Genomic DNA, 23,255 nt, shown 5'->3' with positions numbered 1-23,255 from the left:
TAAACCACTTAATGCCATTTTGGTGAAGCTTTTCTATTGTATGTAATATCTGCCAAAGCAGCAGCGCTTCCTATTATTATCCTATCTGCTATCCTTTGCTACGCTTCGCAATACAAATATACACGTCATTAGGCACACGATCATGAATATGCTCAGAACCGTCATATCCGCAGCAATTCCCCTTTTCGTGTGCTGAAACATCTCTTCTGCCTCTCTTACATAGCCCGGAAACTCATCCTGCAGTTTGGAAGGCAGGGTATTCAAATCCGCCAGCCTTCCAAATCCTTCTACTGACCATTTACTAATGGTCAGACAAGAAAACCGGCTCCCTAATCCCTTTAAGTCAAAAAGTATGCCGGAAAAAAGAAGCTGTATAATCAGCAAAAATGGAGCGGCTGTCATCGCTTTATCCCCACTTTTCACGATCCCTGAGACCACAAACCCCATTGCCATTGAGGCAAGAATGGTAAACCAAAATACAAGGAACAGTTCTGGCAAAGCGCTTCTAAAAAAAATGCCTGCCTCCGGTTTACCTACACCAAGAGTAAATATTACTGTCATCAGAAATGCCTGTACAAGGCCTATCAGAAACTGTACAATATATTTGGAGAGCATATAAGCGCTAAGTCTTAAATTCCCCATATATTCACGCTTTAGTATGACTCGTTCCTTACATATTTCTTGAATAGAGTTAAAAAGTCCGATCCATATACCCGCACAACTCAGAGCAAATAAAATGGATTTCGTTCCATCATAAACCTCAAACACATGCTCCGCAGCTACCACCGTCAGCAGCACAGCAATCAGTACGGGCTGCAAAAGCAGCAAAAGTAAACGCTGCCTGTCATTCCATATGAGTTCCATATAGCGGCAGGTCAAAATTTTCATCTGACGGAACGCATTCACATGCTTCTTGCTCATATCAATCTGACTCTGCACCGTCTGAGGCTTTTCTTCCTCAAGCATGCAGCCCGCAAACTGTGCAGCCCACATTTCAGGCGCTTCCGCTATTTTATTATAAATATTAACCAAATTATCCGTGTCAAAAAACATCTTTGCCTGCTCTGTGGTTCCGTAAAAGCAGAGCTTTCCCCCTGGTCCCATAAAAACCACCTTGTCACACAGATGGAGATTCGAAGTCGTATGCGTCACCATAATAATTGTTTTTCCCTGGGTCTTTGAAAGTCTGCTCAAGGTTTGCATCAGCTTCTTTTCAGTACCTGGATCCAGTCCCGACGTCGGTTCATCCAGGAAGAAAAGACTGGGATCTGCCAACAACTCCACCGCAATACTTGCCCTCTTTTTCTGTCCGCCTGAAAGCTTTCGGATGCACGTAGATTGATGCTCCCGAAGTTCTACCATCTTAAGGACATCGCCAATACGTTTTTGCATCTCCTGCTTTTGGGTATCTGCAGGCATCTTCAGCTGTGCCGTGTAATATAGCATTTTTCGCAGCGTCAGATTTTCATAAATAATATCCTGCTGTGGAACATATCCGATCAGATTCTTCATTACCCTGAAGTTCTGGTGCAGAGGAATTCCATTACATAGAACCTCTCCGGTTATATTTTCATCAAATCCGCTGATTGCGTTCATCAGTGTAGTTTTCCCGGCGCCGGACCCTCCAATAATGGCAACAAATTCATTACTTCTGATATCACAGCACACGTTATTCAAAATCTTTTTCTTGCTCTTCCCCACAAATTTATTCACATTCCTGACATGTAATGAGATACCCTCCATGGAATTCTGATAATAAACCGCTGTTTTTGTAAAAATCAGTCTGGAATTGAAAATCTGAATGACATCCTTATCCTGCAGAAGCATAGAGTTTTCCAAAGGAACAAAATTTACAATCACTCCATTGGTACTGTGATTATCCCGGATTCTCCAGGATTCTTCTTCTTTTTTAAGGATGGCATGAACCCTGGAAACAGACGGGTGATTTAGTACAATATCATTTTCCACATTCCTTCCGATACGAATTTCAGGAAATTCCATATCGTATCTGATCCACATTTCCTCTTGCTGATTGAAGGTATACAAAATCAGTATAGATTCCCCTTCATACTGTATTCTCAAAATAGTCCCGTCTCTTAGTAAGCAATAGTTCTGGTTTCCTTTGAGACGCTTTTGTACACCACCGTCATAAATATCGGTTCCGTGTGTGCTCCCAAGATCAGCAAACCAGAGTGTATCAGCCACCAGTTTAAACTTTGCATGCAGATTGGATACAAAATTCTCCGGTAAAACAATATCATTCTGCTCCGGATCTCTTCCCATCAAAATCCTTTGCTTTCTAAACGAAGACAAGTTCATCTGGCGCATAGTTCCTTTTGCATCAATAATCATCAAATTATGTATCATTTGTCCATTCATTCCGATGATGGCGCCTTTTGCCTGCGGGTTTTACATTACTGCGCATAAACAACGTATATACCCGTCCTGCATTCTGCCATGCCGGACACCTTTCATTTTAGTACAATTGGAAACGGTTCTTTTCGCCTCCCACGTAAATAACTTCTCCTCTTTTTACAAACTGAGGCTGGTTCCTCATAATTCGTCTTTCATTGTTTATAAAGGTTCCATTGGAAGAATAGTCCGTAACCCGATACTGCCCGGTAATGGAGTCGAAACTTACGATGCAGTGCTTTCGGCTTATTTCCTCTGCTTCTATGATGATATTACACTGGGCAGGATCTCTTCCTATAATCAGTTCTTCGTTCTTTTCTATAGAAATGACAGCCCCCTTAAAAATTCCATCCAGACCTATCAGCGCAGCTGTTTCCCCTGCTATATCAGCAGCTTTTCTATACAGCACAAGTCCAATTACCGATACAACAACCATCAGGAAAAATAACGTCAATAGAAAGTAAAAACTAAGACTCAGACTCCCCGAATAGACCTTTGATGCTTCCTTTGCAAAAATATCCGTTAGGCTTTCCACATGAAAAATATCCAATATATCTCCCGCTATGGAATCATCCACAAGTTCTTCCAAAACGTTCTTAACTCCCAGGGGAATAAACAGCTTGTGAGCACAAAAGGTAATCAAAAAACCGGTGCCGGACAAAATCAGATTTGTAATATATTTCCATCGCCCTCTCAGCCATGACAGCACAAAAACCACCAACGCAAAAAAATATGGGGCCAGTCCACAAACCATAAACAGCCAATAATATTTGCCTATCTCATTGCGGTACTTCCACACTTCCTTCACTATAGTAAATGTTGAATATTTTAACCCTTCCTGCCATACCGAATGATCTGTAAAAAACCGATAGATACTCCCCGTTACCGGAGACAAATCCAGCTTCAGTAACGGCAGAAAAAAACATACGGATATTAATGCACACAGTCCCATTGTAACAATGCTGCATATTTTGCTTTTTTTTGCTTCCTTTATCATAGAATTGTTCTACCCTTCCGCTTCCAGCTCATCCCATCCAAAGTCAGCCCCACAGCATGGTATAAACATCAGCTTTGTATCACCAAGGCTCAGAATATCTCCCCGCTTTAATTTCACCGCCGTCAAAACCACATTCTCATTCAGGTAAAACAGGCTTCTGGAATCCCCGGGCTGCGCCAGGAAATCCCGGCTTTTCGGCACATAGACAACTATGGCATGCCGATCTCTGGACACACTCCGATCCTTTGCCAAAACAATGTCCATCCCCTGAGCACGGCCAATAAAGTTTCTGCCTGTTTTAAGTTTAAAACTTTCCCCAAAATAGTTACCACTGATGCATACCAGCCAGCCCACCACAGGATCCACGCCTTTATCCTCTTTAAAATAAATTGTCTTGCTGTCCTCATCGTCAGCTCTGGTATCCGGAGTGGTGGCCAGATTACTAACGCTGTCTTTAATAGAAATTGGCTGGGACTGTGAGGGCGGCATATTCAGGATATTCGGCTCAGGTATACGTACAGGCGATATGACGTCACCTTGTACCGGTGTGGTGACTGCCCCTCCAACGGCATTGTTAATTCCAATGGTAGGATTGTGTGCCTGAGGATTTTCCTCCGGCTGTGAACAGTGCGGACAAGCTGTAAACTTATCCGCGTCATAAAAGTGTCCGTTTTGGCATCTCTTTAAATTCATAATTTTCCCTCCATATACCGTAGTTTTATTATTTTATTTCCTCCTGGTAGCGAATAATAGCCACCGAGGTATTATCCTGGGACCCCGTGACACGCATGGCGGCTTCGTTTATCAAAGCCTTTGCGGCCTTTTGCATATCAAACATATTTCGCTTCACAATTTCTATAATATCGTTATCCGTAAGAAGTCGATATAGCCCGTCACTGGTCAAAAGAATAATATCATTATCTTTCAGTTCCAATCCCCCTTTTGGACCCACATCCATCAGTGAGAGATTACGCATTCCCACAAAACTAATCAGTGCTTCAGCCTGAGTCTCCTTTTCACAGTATTCCTCCATGCTAATCTGCCCCTGACTCAGCATGTCGTCCATAGTCATACGATAGTTATGTAGCCTGTTCAAGCAGATAATTTCATGATCTCTTATAAAATATATTTTACTGTCACCCACAGAAAGCCAGTATAGACGACCTTTATCAATAATTATGGAAACCAATGTAGTACCGCATTCCAAAGACATCCCGTTCTCGTCACACAGATTTCCCACCTCCTGATCTGTCTTATAAGCTTCCTGGCATAAAAACTCCTGAATATCCAAAATCTCACCTTCCAGGAAGAAATCATTTGCCAATATCTGTACCGCTGTCTGGCTTGCAATCTCTCCCCCCTGCAAACCACCCATTCCGTCACAGACAATGGCAATCCCCCGTTCCCCGTTAAACTCAGCAAACACAGAATCCTGCTGACTCTTTCTAGTCCCCAGCACACTGCATATACCTGTGGAAATTCCCTGGAACCCCTCGTCTTCAAAAATATCGTCTTCTGTATACAGTTTTACCGTGATAATTTCCGACTGATTTGATTTTTCTATTTTCTTGTCATGTTTTTCCATATTCCACTCCTAATTTCACGGTACAGACGTCCACTCCCAATACGGCTTTGCTGTCTACCGGCAACTCATATTTTTTATATTTCTCCAGTGCATAACCCTCTACGAAAACGCCATTCTGTGATACATCCTCTATGTAAAAGCTGCCTGTCTGCGTATTGTATTCCAGAAGAAAATGCAGCCTGCTGATTTCCAGACTTCCTTCAATTACAATATCTGCCTGCGCTTCCGCCCTGCCTATTCCTACTTGTGTATTGCTTTTTATATTCCAACCTGCTCCTACCATTACACCTTCTATAATTTCCAAATAAGGGCTTCCTTTTTCTACACTACTCTTATGCTTTGCCGACAAGTCGTTCCTATATTCTTTTTTAGGTTCATTATAGTTCGTTACCGTAATTGGGAATAGTGCATTAATAAATTCTCCCACCGTTTGATACCTGTCCTTATTATTTAGCGCCAGCGCCTTGTCTACAGCATTGGACATCGAAGCGTCTATTCCCAAATTCATGTCTTTTAATTTTATATAATCGCTCCCTGTTAACCGGTCAGGCGCAACAGGAAGTGTAACTCCTGACACCATATAGTAGAAGGTTCCCGCCAGAGCATATACATCTGTATATCTGCCCTGTTTTGCCTGACTGGAATACTGCTCTGGAGGAGCAAAACCAGGTTTTAATACCACGGAAAGCTTTCCCCTGTCAATCGTCTTCGCATTCCCAAAATCAATAATTTTTATTTTCTCTTCTGTTGTAATCATGATATTTTCTGGACTAATATCACGATGAAAGATGGCAACTTTCTGATGTACCTGTTCCAGTGCATTTCCTGCGTCACATATAATCTGCATGGAAATATCGAGAGGCAGTTTTCCGCCATTTGACACAATGAACCTTTTTAGTGTCACGCCTCGAATGTATTCCATCACAAAGTAAACCGTGTTATTTTCCTGGAAATAATCCAGAATTTCTACTACATCAGGGATCTCACTGCAAGCATACAATACCTTTGCCTCTTCATAGAATCTCTTTTTTCCATGTACAAAGGAATCATATTTATCTGCGGCGGTTTCTGCCAGCGTCACATGATCAGCCATCCTACTGGCAATTCCCAGTGGGACATATTCCTTAACTGCTCGAATCTTGTTACTCATAATGTCATATGCGATGTAGGTAATCCCAAATCCTCCTGAACCTATGATGCGTCCCGTCAGATATCTGGAATGCAGCATAGTAAATGGTGGAAGCGCCATTGAATTCGTTTGTTCCGCTTTTCGATCATAGCCACATGCAGGACATACATTGTCTTCTATACGATCGGCAAAGCAATTCGGACAAATTGTATTAAAGCTTTCATTCATACTTAACATTCTCCCTCTGCCCAAAATGTCTCCGGGATCCTAGATCCTTTGCATCTCAATCTGATAGGGCGTAGCTTTTTTCCCTTCCTCAAGCCTCCTGCTTATTTCTATTCTAGTACAAATGTTTACTAAATACAATAGCAAACATACGTACTGTGATAAGCTGTTTAAAAAAGGGAATACTATTTTTATGAATTACATCACTCGTATGCGAAATTTGAGAGAAGACCACGATCTGACGCAGCAAAAAGTAGCTGATTATCTCGGCACTTCGCAAACTATGTATGCCCGTTATGAACGTGGTGCAAATGAATTACCAATTCGTCACCTAATTTCCTTGTGCAGGCTTTATCAAGTGAGCGCTGATTATCTTTTAGGTTTATCTTCCTATAAAACACCGCTCACCTAATCAAACCTGCTTCTTTTGCTATTCCGTTTAAACATATCATAGTCAAATATTGCCTTAATGTCTATAAGTGCATCGTTTTGTGCACTTATATTTTTTTTATTTACCTACCTTTTATGAAAATACGGAGGTATAATAAAAACAAAAAGGAGTCATCACATGTCTGAATTCAGCACACGCTGCCAGCAATTAATCGAAGCAAATAATACATCCGTCTACCGTATTTCTAAGCAGACCAATTTAGAACGTACTGCACTGCATCGCATGACAATAGGCCGGCAGATACCGCCCCAGGACTTTTTCGATAAATTCTGCGATTTCCTTCGCATCAGCCCCAATGAAAGACTGGAGCTTAGAGAACTCTATCTGGAAGAAAAAATAGGAAGAGAAAAATATCAAAACCGAAAATATATCCTGGAGCTTATTGAGCATCTGGCGGAGATGGAGGAAGTGTCATTAGCATCTACCTATTATCAGGAAAACCAGGATCTTTTCCTGTCTTCTGATAACAGACCCATGATTTCTTACAGTCAAAATCCCTTCCAGACTCATATGCTGCTTACCTCCGTCCTGGGCATCGCATTCCGCTCTGAGAAGAGGCAGTCCATCATCACTAATATTCCTTCTTCTTTTTCACTTTTTATGCAGGATTTGCGTTACTTTTTTCAATGTTATCAGAAGGATGTGGAGATCCAGCATCTGCTCACGTTTCACTCCAATCCGCATGGTTATAAAAATGTAAACTGTAATCTGGAAATTCTTCATGAAATCCTGCCGCTGGCGCTGTCCCCTTTTCAGAACTATATGCCATATTACACCTATAGCCAATATCTTCCCGCAGATATTGACTATCTCCCCATGCCCTATTATCTGGTGACCAATGACTATGTCCTGGCTCTTTCCTCCGATATGAAGGCCGCAATCCTGCATGACAATCCGAACATTGTACAGAAATACAAAGAGCAGTTAAAGCTTCTTCTTCAAAATGCCAAATCCCTGGTCCACTGTACCAAAACAGCTCCAGAATCTTTGCATTTTTATAGAACAGCTTCCTTGAATTCCGGTTGGATTTCTTACTCTTTAGAATCCTATCCTTGTATCACGCCCCTTATGCCAGAGGAACGTTTTGCAAAATATATGAAACAAACCATACAAGCCTGTTACTCCGACAGCAGCATTGTTACCTCTACTGTTTCCACATTGCTTGATCAAATAAAATGCTCTCTTAGTCACTCTCCCCAAGTCTTATTTACCTTGCCTGGTTTCATGCTCTTTTGCCAGACCGGAAAGGTTACCGGCCAAATCGCCTGCTATTTTCCCGCTTTTACTATCGACGAGCGGAAAAAGATGCTTAATAAGATACTGGCCTTAAATAATAATGCTAGTTTAAATAATTATGGCAGTATAAGATGGCATTTATGCAGAGAAGATTTCAAAATTCCCACCCATATTCATTTGGATATGTTTGACCAGCGTACCCTCATGTTTTCCAAATTCTGTTCCGGTTTTGATTTTCGTTTTGCATTTTTGGATGAATCCAGCATATTTGAAGCTTTTTCTGATTTTTTCTCCTCTCTGGAGGAAAGCCGCCTGATCTACAGTACAGAAGAGACGAATGCCATTGTCCGAGACTATCTTTCAGAATTGTGATCCTCCTCCAGTTCCACGGCTCAGTGGAAACTGCAGTTAAGCGTGGAAACCAAAACGTGCGCCGCTGGGCGCATAAAGAATGCCGCTGGCGGTATTACGCCGCCAGCGGCTCTCTTATCAGGCTCCTCACATAGAGGGCGGAAAATAGAAGCAAAAGCAGTGCCATGCAAAAATAAACTCTCAGAGTTTTCTCCTGTTCCTCCACCCGCCCGAGAGCCTCCTCATAGGGATTTTCAGACTGAATTCCCATTTTCTGCAGTTCGGCTATGACTTTTTTGGCATCCTGAATATGTTCCACCTTAATGAGCAGTCCCTGGGGTTCCCCCGTGTTCCCCTGTATCCGCTGCATTTTGGATGCCTCCCTCAGAGGAATCATCACAGAGCAGTCAAGCAGATCCCCCGCCTCCTTAAGTATGCCTCCAAATCGGACCTGCACTGTGCTGCCATCAGCCGGCCAGCTGGTGGCAGGATCTCCCTCCACTGGCTCCAGCTCTACCCACGAGAGGCTAAGCTCCTCCTCCGTCATCTTCTTTTCCAGCATGCTTCTCTCCTTTTCTCCCATCTTCTCCCCATCCCTGCGCACAAAATCTTCTGAAACCCTGTGTGCAAAGACCACTGAGGGCAGGCTTCCCCCTTCCAAATCTCCTCCCCCATATCTAAATCTCAAGTCCGCCCCTTCAAAGTCAAGTCCCCAGACCGTACCGTTCCACTGATAATCTCCCATGGCAATACTCCCCTCAAACGCCAAAAGCCCAGTGGCTGCCCGTACCTCCGACATGGCTCCCAGATAGTCCAGTACCTCCTGCGTAATCCCCACTTTATCCGCCTCTGCCTTCAGATACCCTTGTTCCCTCTTCTGCGCGCTGGCTCTTGCCCCCATAACCATCACCCAGATTACAAGCGCTGCCGCCGCCAGCATCACCGCTGCCCCAAAAAACACAGCATTCTGTTTCCTGTAAATTTTCCGATAAACGTTCTTTCCTTCCCCGCTACTTTCCATAGGTATCCGCCTTTCTCAGCACAAACCTGCGAAGGGCTGCCGCTCCCAGTACAGCAGCCATGCCTCCAAACGCAGCCAGAATGGAAATCCACCACTGTCCTGCCGCCTGCTCTTCCTTGGGCACCACGGGACTTAGTATTTCCGGTTTGTTGATATTGGTGGTAAACTCCTGTTCCTCTGTATAGACTTCTCCAAACTCATCCTCATAGGTCAGGGTGATTTTTCCCTGGGTTGTCCCATACTTCACCCCGCTTCCGTCCGTATCCACGTCTCCGTCCGCCTCTACCAAATCCTTGGTGCCAATGTACACAGACATAGTTCCCACCGCTGCGCTTCCCGCCTCCATATTCCCGATAAAGGCAGATTCCTTGGGCATCAATCCCGGCGCCTCCATGGAAAAGCGTACGTTGTAAATCTTCACTCTGCTCATATTCATCACCTTCATAGAGACCGGTATGGTCTCCGCTGCATACACCTTAGCGGGTATATCCAGATTCTCAGTCTCCAGGACAACAGGCTGGGTGATTTTTAAAATAAAGTCCTCAGTCTCCGTGATGGCTGTGGCCTTGGGGTCCTCATACTCAATGGTAAACTGCAGCTTGTCTGTGGTAATCAGGGTATCCTTCATCACCGTCACCTTCAGTTTTACAGAGAAAGTATTTCCAGCCGCTACCTTGTCAATATAGAAACTCTTTTTTTCAAACAGCATGGAATTCCCCTCAGCGCTGACAGCCACTGTTATGTTCTGAATAAAGGAGGACTTGTTTGTGTTTAGAAAAACAACCTCAATCCCGGTCTCCTCACCCGCACTCAGGATACTGTTACCCATGTTGACATTTTGAAGTATGACCTTAGGCTGCGGTTTAATCTCTGTCTCCTGTGTTCCCTCCCCGCCTCCGTAGCCGCCCAAATCCTGGCCCCCGCCAGGCTCTGCCGTTCCCTGCCCGCCCCCCGGATTCCTGTCGCTCCCTGCCTGTACGGTTATATAAAACGTATGTACCTGGGAAAAAGCCTGCCCGTTCTCCCCCTTACCCTTTAGCGTGACCACTACAGGATACGATCCAGGCTGCCGGTCTTTTTTCAACTCTAACTCCAGTTTCAGCAGATACGCCTGGATGCTGCCCTCCTTGAGACGGTAGCTCTTTTTCTCCAGAGTGGTGTTATAGTTCTTAAACACAAAAGGTGCACTGGAGGCATCCCCCAGATCGATTTCAGCCTGTACCTTTCCTCCCTGGACAGCAGCCAGCTCCGTAAAAGGCACTGTGAGGGATGCCTTATTTTTCCTGACTGCGGGGAGATACCCCTCCTGGAAAGATTTGTCCATGCCGTCGTACACATGGCTGTTGTCTATCTCCAGATAGGGCCCCTGGTACTCCTGTCCCTGGTTGTCATCCCCTGTTTCCGGCTCCTTCGGTGTGTTCGTTCCGGGACTCTCACTCCCGCTGGTCTCTGTTTCCTTTGATTGCTCATCCTGAGGCTTCTGGGCCTCCCCCTCAGATGCTCCCTCGTTCTCTGTCTGGTCTGCCTGTTTTCCTGCCCCCTGAGCCTCAGCAGACATACTGCTTTTCCCCTCCTGGTTCTGCGGCGCCTCACTCTGCGCTGATTTCACCACATCATTTCCCGCAGACATTCCCTGGGCCAAGGTTGTCTGTCCTGCTGTCAAGGCCAACGCCAGACACAGCATGACCAGTTTCTTTCCTCTCTTCATAGCGCAACGTCTCTCCCCTCTTTTACATGTTCTGTCCGGACCACTTGTAAAATCCCAGCATCCATCTCGCAGACCGTATCACACAATTCATCAATATCCTGTCCGTTGTGACTGGCCAGAAGGATGGTTTTTCCCTTTTGCTTCAGCTCCTTTAGCAGGGTTCGAATCTCCTGCACTCCACGCTTATCCAGCCCGTTAAAGGGTTCGTCCAGAATCAGCAGATCCGGGTCCTCCATGATCGCCTGGGCGATCCCCAGTCTCTGACGCATTCCCAGTGAGTATTTCTGTACAGATTTTTTTAGTCCCGGGTCCAGCCCTACCCGTCTCAGCACTGCCTCTATCTCTCCGTCCATCACCTTCCGGTTTAAGGACGCCAGGATCTGCAGATTCTTTTTACCTGTCATATTCCCAAGAAATCCGGGTGTTTCAATGATCACCCCCAGATTTTCCGGAAAATCCATATCTTTTCCCACCTGTTTTCCCCGAACCAGTATCTTTCCAGTGCTGGGATGTAAAAAACCGCAGATGCACTTCATCATCACCGTTTTCCCGGAACCATTGTTTCCCACGATTCCGTGTATCTTTCCCATCTCAAACCGATGAGAAACGCTGTGCAGAACCGTCTCCTCCCCAAACTTCTTGGAGACTTCTATCAACTCTATCATGTTTAACCTCCCTGCTTCTAAGTACATCGTAACGGTGCAGTAAAAAAACCGGACTGCTGAATCGTTACTGCGTATCAAAATGAAAGCTATAATTTCCCATAAGCCAGACTGCCAGAAGCGTCAGTCCCACAATCAATACTGCAAACAGGAAATAGGACTGGGAAAGTGTGGGCAGCCTGTCATACCCGAAATTGTGCATTTCGTATGTAGCGTGATTCAGGGGGGAAATCCATCCCAGAATCACATTTGCCCGAAAGGACTCCTCCTGGGGAATATTAAAAACAGTTCGTATGGCCTCCGGGCTTAACAACAGCCCATATAGGCTGTATGTGATTCCCCCCACGATACCGGCCCTCCTGCCCCATCTCAGATTCAGTACCAACATCAAGAGCACCAGGCTCAGACAATAGCACAGCATCAGCAGTATAATCTGCCCCATGCATTCATAGGGCTTTACATGCTCCATTACCTTCACCGCAATGGGCAGCTGCACTTTCTCCCCCATCTTGGAGTAGCCCAGGATCGCCCCTGTGGCACTCCACATATTACCCGGGAAACAGTTTTTCGCGCACATAGCCACTGTGGATACCAACACAAATGCCATATATACGGCACAGGATGAAAAAATATATGCCACCTGGCCCAGCAGCCACCGTTTCCTGGTGGTACGCATCAAATAAAAGGGCACTCCTGCATTCAGCATGGGAATATCTGAGTAAAGCAAAATCAGCAATGTGGAAATAATCATTATAGAGGACGCATCCCCAAAGGTCCAGATAAACGGCTCCGCCGCCTGCATGGCCTTGGCGTAAGATGCGGAAAAATCCAGCGCCTTATCACTCAGCAGAAAGCAGATCGTGAATGACAGCGCAAAAGTCATGAAAATCCGAGGGCTTTTGACCCACTGCCTGTAATTGTACAGTGAAATCTGTGCCACCTGACGCACCTTAAACATCCCATAACCTCCTTTCCATCATTTGCACACAACCAAGAAGCAGCACTGTGCACAGAAGGGCCAAAAAGACGTTCAGCCCCCATCCGTTTTCCCCCCAGTAATGTGTGGGTGCCAGCCACTCCTTTGGGTAAATGCAGTACAGAAAGGTAAAGTACCGCTCCACCAGCATGATCAGAAAATAGTACAGCACAAAAGGTGCAATATATGCCATATAGTTAGACATCAGCCATGCCGCCAGAAGGGCGCCTGCCAAAGCGCAGACAGCCCCTGTAAGTCCTGTGTTCAACAGCAGCTTTGAAAACTCCCCCCACATTCCCTGGGGTGCCGCCTCCTCCAGCGGGCGAAAGACCAGCCATCCAAGCCCATAGTCCAAAAGCGCACCCCCTGCTACCCCCAGTCCTCCCAAAACTCCCGCACAGACTGCCTTTCCCCACAGATAGGTCCTCCTACGGGTGCGGATCAGGTAAAATTTCACATATCCTGAGTTTACCTCCTCCACAAAGGCCGTGGTCCAGGGCAGAACAGAAAGTATGGGAACTCCCATGGCCCACAGATCACTCTTCATAGCCCCCATCACAAGGCCGGCGTGATAGTTTGCAGGCAGCCTCCCTGTGACAGATCCAAACTCAGCCCCCGCCGCCAGACAGAGGGCGGAAGCCAAGAGGGTAAAAAGAAAGCTTTTGGATGTCAGTCCCCTTTTGATTTCTTCCATCTCCCATCCTCCTGCATCATCTCTTTTTTATCGTAAGCCTGGAAAAGGCAGGCATCCTGAATGCCCGCCTTTCTCCGCACCTAATATCCCAGCCCACGGTCGATCACCGTGCCGTCCATGGCATTGATGGTCATAAAACTGTGGTAAGGTAAATTCATTTTAGAATCCTCCAGCTCCGTGGTGGTCCCATCCTCCAGGGCCTGCGGCTGATATACCATTCTCTGGGAACCAAAGAAGTCCCAGACTGGCACCAGGGTTCCGCTGCCAGGACTCCCCTTTTCCATGATTCTGGAATATCCCAGGCGCACCTCTGTGATATTGAATTCTACACTTTTAAAATACTCGGAAGTCATATCCGCGTTTTTCGTCAGGATCATCTGCTCAAAGATTGACGAAATCTCGGAAAAGGGAAGCAGGAAAACATATTCATCGGACAAATCCGAGATGGTGTAGGGATTCTCCCAGTTAAATTCCGCGAGACCCACATCGTCATAGACCACCTTCAGAACCTCATAGGGCCAGGATGTGGTATACTTATCGTTCTCCGTCTCCTCCACACTTGCCCCCGGATTGTCCGTATAAGTGATGGGAATCCCATCCACTACTCTGGTATAATGGATTCCATACCCCTTTGTGGCTTTAGCGGTACTGAGTTCGGCCTCCTCCGGCGCTATTGTGGTAAAATATTCCCCTCCAGCCGCCTTCATATAGTCAAATCCCAGGTCTGCAATCAGCTTGTCTGCCTTCTCTGTGGCCTCCTCGGGAGTCAGTTTCATGGGCAGATCGTTGTCCTTGGATTCCGGCCCGTAAATCTCCGAGTAATTGCTGCTCAGTCCAGCCCTGCGAAGAGAATTCTGAACCCATTTCCAGTCATGCGACCAGCTGTTTGTCATATAATACCAATAATGGTTCCCGTCAATGTCCACTTCCCCATCTATTTGATTATCATTCAAATCCTGGCTGTTCTCATCGTAGCTAATAACCGGCTCTACCACCTCTGTCTCTGCAGTCTCAGGCGCCAGTTCGTAGAGCTTATCAAATTTGGCGATCTCCTCATCCACATTGTAGTTGCCCTCCCCATAGTACTCATCAAAGTCCACGCCAGCCTCTCTCTTAGCTTTCAGCTGTACGATAACTTCTTCCAGCTCCGATTTGGTCCATCCGCCAGCCGGGTCATCCTCCCGGTAAACCTTAGCGGTCAGTGTTCCTCCTTTTAAAAGCACATCCACCTGCTTGTCCAGATCCTCCTGGTTAAAGACGCGCCCCTCCACTTTTTTGAGCCGAAATCCCTCCGCTTCCGGAATGACAATATCCGCATCCACATTCACCTTAATAATTCCGTTGGGATCCTTTACCGCTGCCGTATATTTTTCTGGTACCTGCACCTGGTCGGCGATCTTCATTCCCTCCTCTGCAGTCACCGTCTCCGCCTCAGTGGCTGCCTTTTTCTGTATCACAATGGGCGCTTCCGGTGTCTCCTGGCAGCCAGACAAAAACAGTGCCGCCAGAGTCAGCAAAAGAACTCCTCTTATTTTTCTCATTTTCACTCCTCGATTCCCTTTTACTTTTGATAGCAATACTATACCTCACTCTGTCCCGAAAATCCGCACTGAGATGTAAACGTTTTGTAATCCTCAAACACCACGCTGATGGCGGTTCCATCATCCAGCCAGCTCTCGATCTCCAGATGTGCTCCGTGCAGCTTTGCAATCTGCTTGCACAGGGCCAGCCCCAGCCCGATTCCCCCTGCTCTCTTGCTCCTGGACTTGTCTACCATATAAAAGGCTTCTGTGATCTTGGGAATCTCCTCAGGCGGGATTCCTTTTCCCCAGTCCCGCACAGTGATCCGATTGTTCATGGCCAGAACATCAATGGTGTCTCCGGGCCCTGAGGCTTTTATGGAGTTGTCGATCAGGTTCACCAGAAGGCTCTCCATGAGATCCACGTCCATAGGCAGCTTATCCATAGTGCAGGTCACGATGATCTGCATGTTACTTTCCTTGACGTGATAGCGCTCCAGGGCCACCACCCGGTCCAAAAGCTCCTGCACGGAAAACTCCTCCAGGTGGATGCTCTCATTGTTGTAAAGTCCGATCAGGTTCATCATCTTGCCGGAAAGTCTCTCCAGTCGCTTGCATTCCGCGTTGATGTGCTCCAGAGCTCTGTCTCTTTGCTCCTCGCTGATCTTCACGTGGAGCAGGGTATCGGAATAGCCAATGATGGAGGTCATGGGTGTCTTCAGCTCATGGGTCAGGCTTCCCAAAAGCTGCTTTCTGCGCTCAGAGACATCCTCCAGCTCCTCCACCTGGGCTTCCACCCGGTCCGCCATCTGGTTAAACACCTGGGCAACCTGTCCCACCTCATCCATCCTGCGCACCTTCACCCTCCTGGACAAATCTCCATCGCTGATGGCTGTGGCAGTCCTCTGCAGCTCATGCAAGGGCCTCAGCATCCGCCTGGTCACCCAGAAGATAATGTTCACCGCCACCGCAGCCAGCGCCAGATAGACAACCGCCATCAGACCCAGCTGCTGCTGGATATTGCTGTAGATATAGGAGATATCCTTCACCAGCAGAAGGAGGAACACATTTCTCCCGTCAGTGGAAAATTTTTTCCCCATGATCAGCACATGCTGGTTTCCATCCTTCTGAACCACATAGTTCACCTGCTGGTTGCTCCACCGCTCATAGTCTGGATTCACCATATCAAAATCCGTCGTGTTGCACAGCACCCGGTCCCCCTGCAGAAGCATATAATCATTATTCCCATACTTGTTCAGCATATATTGAAAAAACGACCTCCTGGCCGTTTCTCCAAATTGCTGCCAGGAGTTGTCCTTCATCTCCTGGGACATGGCATAAATATTAGAAGTTACCTGTCTCCGGTAACCTGCAATGGTCTGATTCAGGCTGTAGGTGGCTGTCTGGTAGAGCACCACAGCTCCAAATATCCCCGTAGCCAGCAGAATCATGAGCACTGCCAGCAGGGAGATCTTTTTCCACAATTTCATAGCTAATCCTCCAGGCGGTATCCAATCTTTGGAATGGTCTTGATCACATTGGAGAGTCCCAGCTTTTTGCGCAGCTGTCCGATGTGCACATCAATCGTCCTGGTCTCACCCAGGTAGTCACTACCCCAAACCTGGTTCAGCAGCTGATCCCTGCTGAAAGCCACATTCTTATTCTTCGCCAGCATGACCAGCAGATCGTACTCCAGGGGTTTCAGGCTCACCTGCACTCCCCCCTTGGTGACCATGTGCTCTGAGAGGTAGACCGCCACATCCCCGATCTCTATCACATCCCTCTGCTTTCCGGTCCGCTCCAGCACCTTTTCCACCCTTACCAGCAGCTCCAGGACTTCAAAGGGCTTCACAATATAGTCCTCAGCTCCGGCCCTCAGTCCCTTAATCTTGGAACCCACATCCGCTTTAGCGGTCAGGTAGATCACCGGGATACTTTTGGCCTTCATCACCTCCATCAGCTCAAATCCATCTTTTCCGGGCAGCATCACATCCAGAAGCGCCATATCGAAGCTCCCCTCTGTCTCCAGCACTTCCTCCACTTTATCTCCATCAAAAACAGGCAGGACCTCATAGCCTGCCACCGTTAAATTCATGCATATTAAATCTGAAATTGCCGTATCATCCTCTATTACCAATATTCTGTTCTGCAAAGACGTCACTCCCTCCATGCTAATGATTCTACCACATGAAGGGAGTGAAAAGAATCATCAAAATGTAAATTACCCAAAGAACTCTCTGAAAATATCTTCCAGTGTCTTGCGGGAAACCGGGTAGGGACAGTTCACCAGCTTGGCTTCATTTCCCATCATCCCCTCCGCTGCCTCCCTTCGCAGGTCTGCGCTGATCTGAATGTCTCTGCAGGTGCGTCTGATCAGGGCAGTAAACTCGTCCATATTGGCAAGCCCCATCAGGGAGAGAAAGGCCCTTCTGTCCTCCTCTCTGGCTGCCTTTACGTAGCCTGGCAGGAACACCCCCACTGCCTTTCCGTGGGGAACCCCATCCTGGTAGGTGAGATAATAGCTCAGTCCATGGGGAAGAGAGGTTCCGGTATGTGTGATAGCCATGCCGGCCAGAGTGGAGGCGTTCATCAAATTTTCATAGTCCGTCCAAACCGCCTGCCGCTCCCAGGTGAGCACATCCATGGCGCTGCTCCAAAGCTTCAGCCCCTTTTCACAGAGCATCCTGCTGTACTGTGTTGCATTGGAATTGATATAGCTCTCCGCAAAATGGCCCAGGGCGTCCACAGCGGTGGAGCAGAGTACCTCCCTGCCCGCACTGGACAGATATCCAGGATCACAAAGGGAGAGGGCCGGAAATACCCTGTGGGAGATGCTTGCCTTGGTCCTTCTGGTATGAACAGTCAAAATAGCATAGGGCGTGGCCTCAGATCCGGTTCCGCAGGTGGTGGGTATCTCCGCCACCGGAAGGGCACTGTCATCCCCCTTTTGGTATAGGCACTCTTCTCCTGCATCCCTCTGTCTCATAAGCAATGCAACCGCCTTTGCCGCATCCATAGGGGAACCGCCTCCAATGCCGATCACAAAGTCCGCCCCTGCCTCCAGCCCTGTTCTCCTGGCCTCCATCACATTTTCCACGGAGGGGTTTTCCTCAATCCGGTCAAAAACTTCATAGGGAATCCCCTCCCCATCCAGGGCTCTTTGTACATCCATAAGGGACCCGTTGGTTCTGGAAGAACGACGTCCTGTCACAATCAGCGCCCTGCTTCCCAGAGCGGCCAGCTCACCGGCATGGTTTGACACCGCATTTTTCTCACTGTAAATCTTTACCGGCATATAAAAATACATAAATCTTTCCCCCTTCTTTTATGATACCGAAAGCTTGTAAATCCTCTGGGCATTTTCATAGAAAACCTTGTCATAATGCTTTTCGGGAATCAGCTCTTTGACCAGTTCAATGTATTCAAACAGATTTACAAGAGGCCAGTCTGTTCCGTAGAGAATCCTGTCATAGTCTCCCAAATAGGACAGCCAGGTGCGGATATAGTCCAGGTATCCCTTCTTTTCGTAAAAAAATTGGGGGATATCAATTCGCCCCTCCAAAAGTCCGGATAAATCCGCCGCCACATTTTCATTCTTATCCATCACCGCCACAGCGTCCTGAATCCAGGGATTGCCAAGATGACACATGACAAACTGTACCTGTGGAAAAGCACATGCCAGTTCGTCCACGGACATGGGATGGCTGTATTTTAAAAGCCCCATATGCCCGGCAGTGGCCCCGGTGTGGATGGCCACGGGCTTATGGTATTTTTCGGCCAGTTCATAAAAGGGGGTGTAGATTTTATCCGTCACGTAATGGTGGGCATAGCCTGCATAGATCTTGATCCCCGCACAGGACTTCCGGCGCAGATGCTCCTCCACAAGCCAGACCGCCCTTTCCCGCTCCAGTCCCTCTGGAAGCGATTCATCCAGACCAATGCAATAGCTCATAAACTCCGGGTAATTGTGTGTCTCAAGGGCAAGTCCCCCGTTTCCCATCACAATGCCGTGTACAATCCCTGTCTGTCTATATACCTGCGAAAGATGCTCCCCGGTATTCTCATGGCCCGCTGCTTTTGCCTGTCTGGAAAAGTCCTCATAGCTGTGAAAGTGAAAATGTGCGTCAATGATCTTCATGCCCTCTCCCCCTGGTCATTCAGCCACTGTTTCATTTCCTGATAGAGGCGGGCGATAGGCAGCCCCACCACATTGTTGTAGTCCCCCTGAATCTTTTCCACAAAGACAGCGGCACGTCCCTGGATTCCATACGCTCCCGCCTTGTCCATGGGCTCTCCGGTTGCAATATAGTCCCTGATCTCCCCCGGCTCCATGGGATACATGGTCACATCCGTTTTCTCTGAAAAAATATGAACTTCCTCTGTGTCCGTATCCTTTACGATCACGGCCACTCCAGTGAAGACCTGATGGGTCCTGCCCTGCAGCTTTGACAGCATGGCAAAAGCCTCCTCTTCACTGCCAGGTTTTCCCAAAATCTCACCCTCCACCGCAACCACGGTGTCGGCTCCGATCACTGCCGCCTCTTCCCTCATCAGTCCCGCCACTGCCTTCGCCTTTGTGTATGCCAGCTCCTCTACTATCTGTGCGGGGTCACTTTTGGTAATCACTTCCTGGGCATCGCTCACCACCACCTCAAAGCGGACGCCTGCCTGCGTCAGAAGTTCTCTGCGTCTCGGAGACGCGGAGGCCAATATTATCTTTCTCATATAGTCCATCCTTTACCGTTTTCCAAAAGTATAACCCTTTTCACACTTTTTTACAATATATCTACCGGACCTTTACCGCAAATGCCTCAAAGGGCCGAAGGGTAAACTGCTCTCCCCAGGCCTGCTCCGGATAGTTACCGATCAGGCGTTCTACCACAGCGTAATCCCCCAGTTCCGAGGCTGGGATGCTGATTTCCTCCCTGGCGAAGCTGCATACCACCAGCAGTCTTTCCTCGCCCAGCTTTCTCAGATATGCGTAGATTTGTCCGTGCTCTGGCAGCAGAAGTTCATAGGACCCGTACACAATGATCTCCTGTTCTTTTCTCAGTTGGATCAACTTTTTATAATAGGAAAAGACGGAGTCCGGATCACCTGTCTGCCTGGCTGCATTGATTTCTTTATAGTTTGGATTTACCATGATCCAGGGAGTTCCTGCTGTAAAGCCAGCGTTCTCACTGTCATCCCATTGAACCGGCGTTCTGGCATTATCTCTGCTCTTATACCGCAGATATTGAAGCATCGTATCCCCATCAAACACGCCCTTGCCGGTCAGCTCATGATAGGCGTTAATGCTCTCGATATCCCGAAAATCCCCGATATCCCCAAAGGGCACGTTTGTCATTCCCAGTTCTTCCCCCTGGTACACATAAGGGGTCCCCTGCATCATATGAAGGCAGGTGGCCAGCATCTTGGCAGACACCTCCCGAAAGGCCGGACTGTCATCCCCAAGTCTGGAAAGCATCCTGGGCTGGTCGTGGTTGCACCAGTAGAGGCTGTTCCACGCACTTCCCTCCAAACCATTCTGCCATTTTGTCATCACCCGCTTCAGCTCCCGCAGATCAATCTTTTTGTCATTCCATTTAAAGGTCTCTCCACCGTCCAGATCCATATGCTCAAACTGAAAAACCATGTTTAGCTCTTTTCCATCCGCAGACGCATACTTTTTTGCCTCCTCCACAGTCACCCCTGAGCATTCTCCCACTGTAAGCAGATCGTATTTGGATAGCACCTTTTGGTTCATCTCCTGAAGGTATTCGTGCACCCTGGGTCCGTTGCAGACATAGGGTGAGAAGTCACCGAATCCGCTCCTGCCTATCGGCCCGTCAGGAAGCCCCTCGTCCTTGGAGATCATACTGATGACGTCCATGCGGAATCCATCAATGCCTTTCCTGCACCACCAGTCCATCATATCAAACACCTCTTCCCGCACTTTGGGGTTATCCCAGTTCAGGTCCGGCTGCTTTTTCGAGAAAAGGTGCAGATAGTACATATCCGTGGCAGCGTCATACTGCCAGGCGGAACCGCCGAAACAGGACCCCCAGTTGTTGGGTTCCCCTCCCTCCCTGGCCTCCCTCCAGATATAGTAATCCCGGAGGGGATTTTCCCTGGATTTTCTGCTCTCCACAAACCAGGAATGCTCATCTGAGGTATGGTTTACCACCAAGTCCATGACAATACGGATTCCCCTCCTGTGCGCCTCTGCCAGCATTCTGTCATAGTCCTCCATGGTCCCAAACTCTTTCATAATTGCCCGGTAGTCGCTGATGTCATACCCATTGTCATCATTGGGTGACTGGTAGACCGGGGAGAGCCAGATCACATCAATTCCCAGCTCCTTCAGGTAATCCAGCTTTTGTGTAATTCCATTCAAATCTCCCACTCCATCTCCATTGCTGTCCTTGAAACTTCTGGGGTAAATCTGATAAACAACGCTTTCCTTCCACCACTTTTTATCCATACCAAAACCTCCGTTTTCTGTCTTTATCCAACTTCCAATAAGTTCGTTAATTAAACCGTTACATTACTATTATAGTGGGGATTCCTGTTGATTTCTTCGCATAATCTAACCAAAAACTACACTATTTTGACATTATAGAGAGCGCAGTAAGACTGGCACCGTCAGCCTTTCTTTACACTATGACATAAAACACCGGAACCGTCAGCCTCTCTGCCAACGGTCCCGGTGTTCTATTGCCTTTACACTGCCAAAGCATTTTTCCGGCAGTTTTGATTGTCATATTCCCGCATTCCCTGCTCCACGTACTCCCCGTCCGCAGGACAGGGATAGGAGATCCTGCCGTACTTCTGTCTGGCCTCACTGCCCTTGCCCAAAACCAGAATGACTGTTTTCTCCCTTGCCTCGTGGATTGCCTTTCGGATAGCTTGTCCCCTGTCCTCAATACATTCATAGGGGCATCCCACAATCTCCGCATACTGACCGATCTCACGTGAGATCTCCATGGGTGCCTCGGTTCCGGGATCATCTGCAACCAGGTACAGTTTCTGGGAGTACAACCCTGCGATCAGCCCCAGATCCCTCCTCCTGTTGTACGCCTTACCGCCCGGACATCCGAAAATGGACACCAGCCTCCAGCCCGGATATTCCAGCATAACGGAATCAAAGAGCTTTTCAAAGCTCAGACGGTTGTGGGCAAAGTCCACGATAGCAGCCACTTTACCGTCGGCACTGCAGTACTGTTCCATCCTCCCCCTGACCCTGGCTTTCGCAAGGCCCTTTTCCATATATTCAGCGGGAATACCCATACTGTAGGCTGCCGCAATAGCAGCAAGCGCATTTTCAATGTTAAACAGGCCGTGCATAGCCAGCTCAAATTTCCTGGTAAATTCCTTACAGACCACCTCAAAGGACAGATGCCCCTGCTGCATCCGCACATTTCTCCCCAGAATGTCCGGCTCTCCCTTGGTCCCAAAGGTGACTATATGCTCCGCCATGCGCGCTGCCTTCAAAATGCGCTGGGCATGGTCAGAATCCATATTCACACAGGCTGTCCCTGTCTGCCTGAATATGGACAGCTTGGAGCTAAAGTAATCCTCAAAATCCTGATGCTCCGAAGGGCTGATATGGTCCTCAGATATATTTAAAAATACTCCCACGTCAAAGGTTATCTTTCTGACTCTCTGATATTTCAGGGCCTGGCTGGACACCTCCATTGTCATGTATTGAAATCCGCTATCCGCCGCGTTCCTAAAATGCCCGAACAGCTCCGGTGATTCAGGGGTAGTCAGTCTGGACTCCTGGCAGCTGCATCCGTCATAGGTCTCTATAGTAGAAATCAGACCGCAGGGCTGCCTCCCATGATCCCTCTGATATGCGTCCAGGATGGCTTTAATATAATAGGCAGTTGTGGTTTTCCCCTTCGTTCCTGTGACCCCTACTACCTTGAGTTGCTCATCCGGAGCTCCGTAAAACTTTTTGGAAAGCACCGCCATAGCCTTGCGCATGTTGTTTACAATAATATGGGGAACCTGACCACATGCCTCATAGCACTGCTCACTCACATAAGCTGTGGCTCCCCTCTGTATGGCCTCCAGAAGATACTCTTCTTTAAAGGCCGCCCCTTTACATAGAAAAAGGGTGCCCGGCACTGCCTGTCCGGACGCGTAGGTAAGATGCACAAGTTCTGCTCCGCCTGCGTCCCTCAGGCTGCTGTACTCCACCAGTCCCTCCTCCTCTAACAATTCCAAATATTCCCTCAGTGTATATTTCTCCATGGCCGGCTCCCCCTGTATCTGAAAAATATAGTTACAAAAATAGTTCCATC

The 23,255-nt window shown here is 47.8% G+C and carries 20 protein-coding genes; 2 read left to right on the top strand and 18 right to left on the bottom strand.

Translation table 11 applies throughout. The features are described from left to right. Positions 1 to 81: 81 nt before the first annotated feature. The 5 genes from AC0THY_RS07080 to AC0THY_RS07060 all read right to left on the bottom strand — a co-directional run bounded on the left by AC0THY_RS07080 (position 82) and on the right by AC0THY_RS07060 (position 6,351). Positions 82 to 2,379 carry an FHA domain-containing protein gene (locus tag AC0THY_RS07080; RefSeq protein WP_489993737.1) on the bottom strand — a complete coding sequence of 766 codons (2,298 nt, stop codon included), beginning with the start codon at positions 2,377 to 2,379 and terminating at the stop codon, positions 82 to 84. A gap of 97 nt (positions 2,380 to 2,476) precedes the next feature. Continuing rightward, positions 2,477 to 3,409: an FHA domain-containing protein gene (locus AC0THY_RS07075; protein ID WP_489993736.1), complete on the bottom strand. Its 933-nt coding sequence runs from the start codon at positions 3,407 to 3,409 to the stop codon at positions 2,477 to 2,479. A 9-nt stretch (positions 3,410 to 3,418) separates the two neighbouring features. After that, positions 3,419 to 4,102, bottom strand: a complete 684-nt coding sequence (locus AC0THY_RS07070) for an FHA domain-containing protein (protein ID WP_489993735.1) — start codon at positions 4,100 to 4,102, stop codon at positions 3,419 to 3,421. A gap of 28 nt (positions 4,103 to 4,130) precedes the next feature. Continuing rightward, positions 4,131 to 4,994, bottom strand: a complete 864-nt coding sequence (locus AC0THY_RS07065) for a PP2C family protein-serine/threonine phosphatase (RefSeq protein WP_489993734.1) — start codon at positions 4,992 to 4,994, stop codon at positions 4,131 to 4,133. After that, positions 4,981 to 6,351: a protein kinase domain-containing protein gene (locus tag AC0THY_RS07060; RefSeq protein ID WP_489993733.1), complete on the bottom strand. Its 1,371-nt coding sequence runs from the start codon at positions 6,349 to 6,351 to the stop codon at positions 4,981 to 4,983. Before AC0THY_RS07060 ends, AC0THY_RS07065 begins: the two co-directional genes overlap by 14 nt. 190 nt (positions 6,352 to 6,541) lie before the next feature. On the opposite strand from AC0THY_RS07060, the gene AC0THY_RS07055 reads away from it, so the two are divergent. Together AC0THY_RS07055 and AC0THY_RS07050 are read left to right on the top strand one after the other, a co-directional pair. Then, positions 6,542 to 6,760, top strand: a complete 219-nt coding sequence (locus tag AC0THY_RS07055) for a helix-turn-helix domain-containing protein (RefSeq protein WP_489993732.1) — start codon at positions 6,542 to 6,544, stop codon at positions 6,758 to 6,760. A 156-nt stretch (positions 6,761 to 6,916) separates the two neighbouring features. Next, on the top strand, positions 6,917 to 8,407 hold the full coding sequence (locus AC0THY_RS07050) for a hypothetical protein (RefSeq protein WP_489993731.1): 1,491 nt from the start codon (positions 6,917 to 6,919) through the stop codon (positions 8,405 to 8,407). A gap of 94 nt (positions 8,408 to 8,501) precedes the next feature. On the opposite strand, the gene AC0THY_RS07045 is transcribed toward AC0THY_RS07050, so the two are convergent. From AC0THY_RS07045 to AC0THY_RS06985, 13 genes are all read right to left on the bottom strand, one after another. After that, positions 8,502 to 9,407 (bottom strand): hypothetical protein, encoded by a 906-nt coding sequence (locus tag AC0THY_RS07045; protein ID WP_489993730.1) that lies wholly within the window; start codon positions 9,405 to 9,407, stop codon positions 8,502 to 8,504. Continuing rightward, on the bottom strand, positions 9,397 to 11,115 hold the full coding sequence (locus AC0THY_RS07040; protein ID WP_489993729.1) for a COG1361 family protein: 1,719 nt from the start codon (positions 11,113 to 11,115) through the stop codon (positions 9,397 to 9,399). Before AC0THY_RS07040 ends, AC0THY_RS07045 begins: the two co-directional genes overlap by 11 nt. Next, positions 11,112 to 11,780, bottom strand: coding sequence for an ABC transporter ATP-binding protein (locus tag AC0THY_RS07035; protein WP_489993728.1), 669 nt, complete (start codon positions 11,778 to 11,780; stop codon positions 11,112 to 11,114). Before AC0THY_RS07035 ends, AC0THY_RS07040 begins: the two co-directional genes overlap by 4 nt. 64 nt (positions 11,781 to 11,844) lie before the next feature. Next, positions 11,845 to 12,735, bottom strand: a complete 891-nt coding sequence (locus tag AC0THY_RS07030; protein WP_489993727.1) for a hypothetical protein — start codon at positions 12,733 to 12,735, stop codon at positions 11,845 to 11,847. After that, complete coding sequence (locus tag AC0THY_RS07025) at positions 12,728 to 13,447, bottom strand: hypothetical protein (RefSeq protein WP_489993726.1); 720 nt, start codon at positions 13,445 to 13,447, stop codon at positions 12,728 to 12,730. The genes AC0THY_RS07030 and AC0THY_RS07025 overlap by 8 nt, the downstream gene beginning before the upstream one ends. Positions 13,448 to 13,527: 80 nt before the next feature. Next, complete coding sequence (locus AC0THY_RS07020) at positions 13,528 to 14,988, bottom strand: DUF6034 family protein (RefSeq protein ID WP_489993725.1); 1,461 nt, start codon at positions 14,986 to 14,988, stop codon at positions 13,528 to 13,530. Positions 14,989 to 15,026: 38 nt separating this feature from the next. Further along, on the bottom strand, positions 15,027 to 16,457 hold the full coding sequence (locus tag AC0THY_RS07015; RefSeq protein WP_489993724.1) for a sensor histidine kinase: 1,431 nt from the start codon (positions 16,455 to 16,457) through the stop codon (positions 15,027 to 15,029). 2 nt (positions 16,458 to 16,459) lie between these two features. Continuing rightward, a complete protein-coding gene (locus tag AC0THY_RS07010; protein WP_489993723.1) occupies positions 16,460 to 17,119 on the bottom strand; it encodes a response regulator transcription factor in 660 nt (219 codons plus the stop codon). A gap of 69 nt (positions 17,120 to 17,188) precedes the next feature. After that, on the bottom strand, positions 17,189 to 18,274 hold the full coding sequence (locus tag AC0THY_RS07005) for an iron-containing alcohol dehydrogenase family protein (RefSeq protein WP_489993722.1): 1,086 nt from the start codon (positions 18,272 to 18,274) through the stop codon (positions 17,189 to 17,191). 18 nt (positions 18,275 to 18,292) lie between these two features. Continuing rightward, positions 18,293 to 19,105 (bottom strand): amidohydrolase family protein, encoded by an 813-nt coding sequence (locus AC0THY_RS07000; RefSeq protein WP_489993721.1) that lies wholly within the window; start codon positions 19,103 to 19,105, stop codon positions 18,293 to 18,295. Then, the gene (locus AC0THY_RS06995; RefSeq protein ID WP_489993720.1) at positions 19,102 to 19,692 is read right to left on the bottom strand and encodes a Maf family protein; all 591 of its coding nucleotides are present in this window, start codon (positions 19,690 to 19,692) and stop codon (positions 19,102 to 19,104) included. Before AC0THY_RS06995 ends, AC0THY_RS07000 begins: the two co-directional genes overlap by 4 nt. A 61-nt stretch (positions 19,693 to 19,753) precedes the next feature. Beyond that, complete coding sequence (locus tag AC0THY_RS06990) at positions 19,754 to 21,430, bottom strand: glycoside hydrolase family 13 protein (RefSeq protein WP_489993719.1); 1,677 nt, start codon at positions 21,428 to 21,430, stop codon at positions 19,754 to 19,756. 239 nt (positions 21,431 to 21,669) lie between these two features. Next, a complete protein-coding gene (locus tag AC0THY_RS06985; RefSeq protein ID WP_489993718.1) occupies positions 21,670 to 23,205 on the bottom strand; it encodes a Mur ligase family protein in 1,536 nt (511 codons plus the stop codon). Positions 23,206 to 23,255 lie beyond the last annotated feature (50 nt).

This window comes from Ruminococcus sp. 8Y-12, from assembly GCF_058119865.1.
The sequence above is the reverse complement of the archived record's forward strand: the minus strand, read 5'-3'. Positions and strand labels throughout refer to the sequence as shown.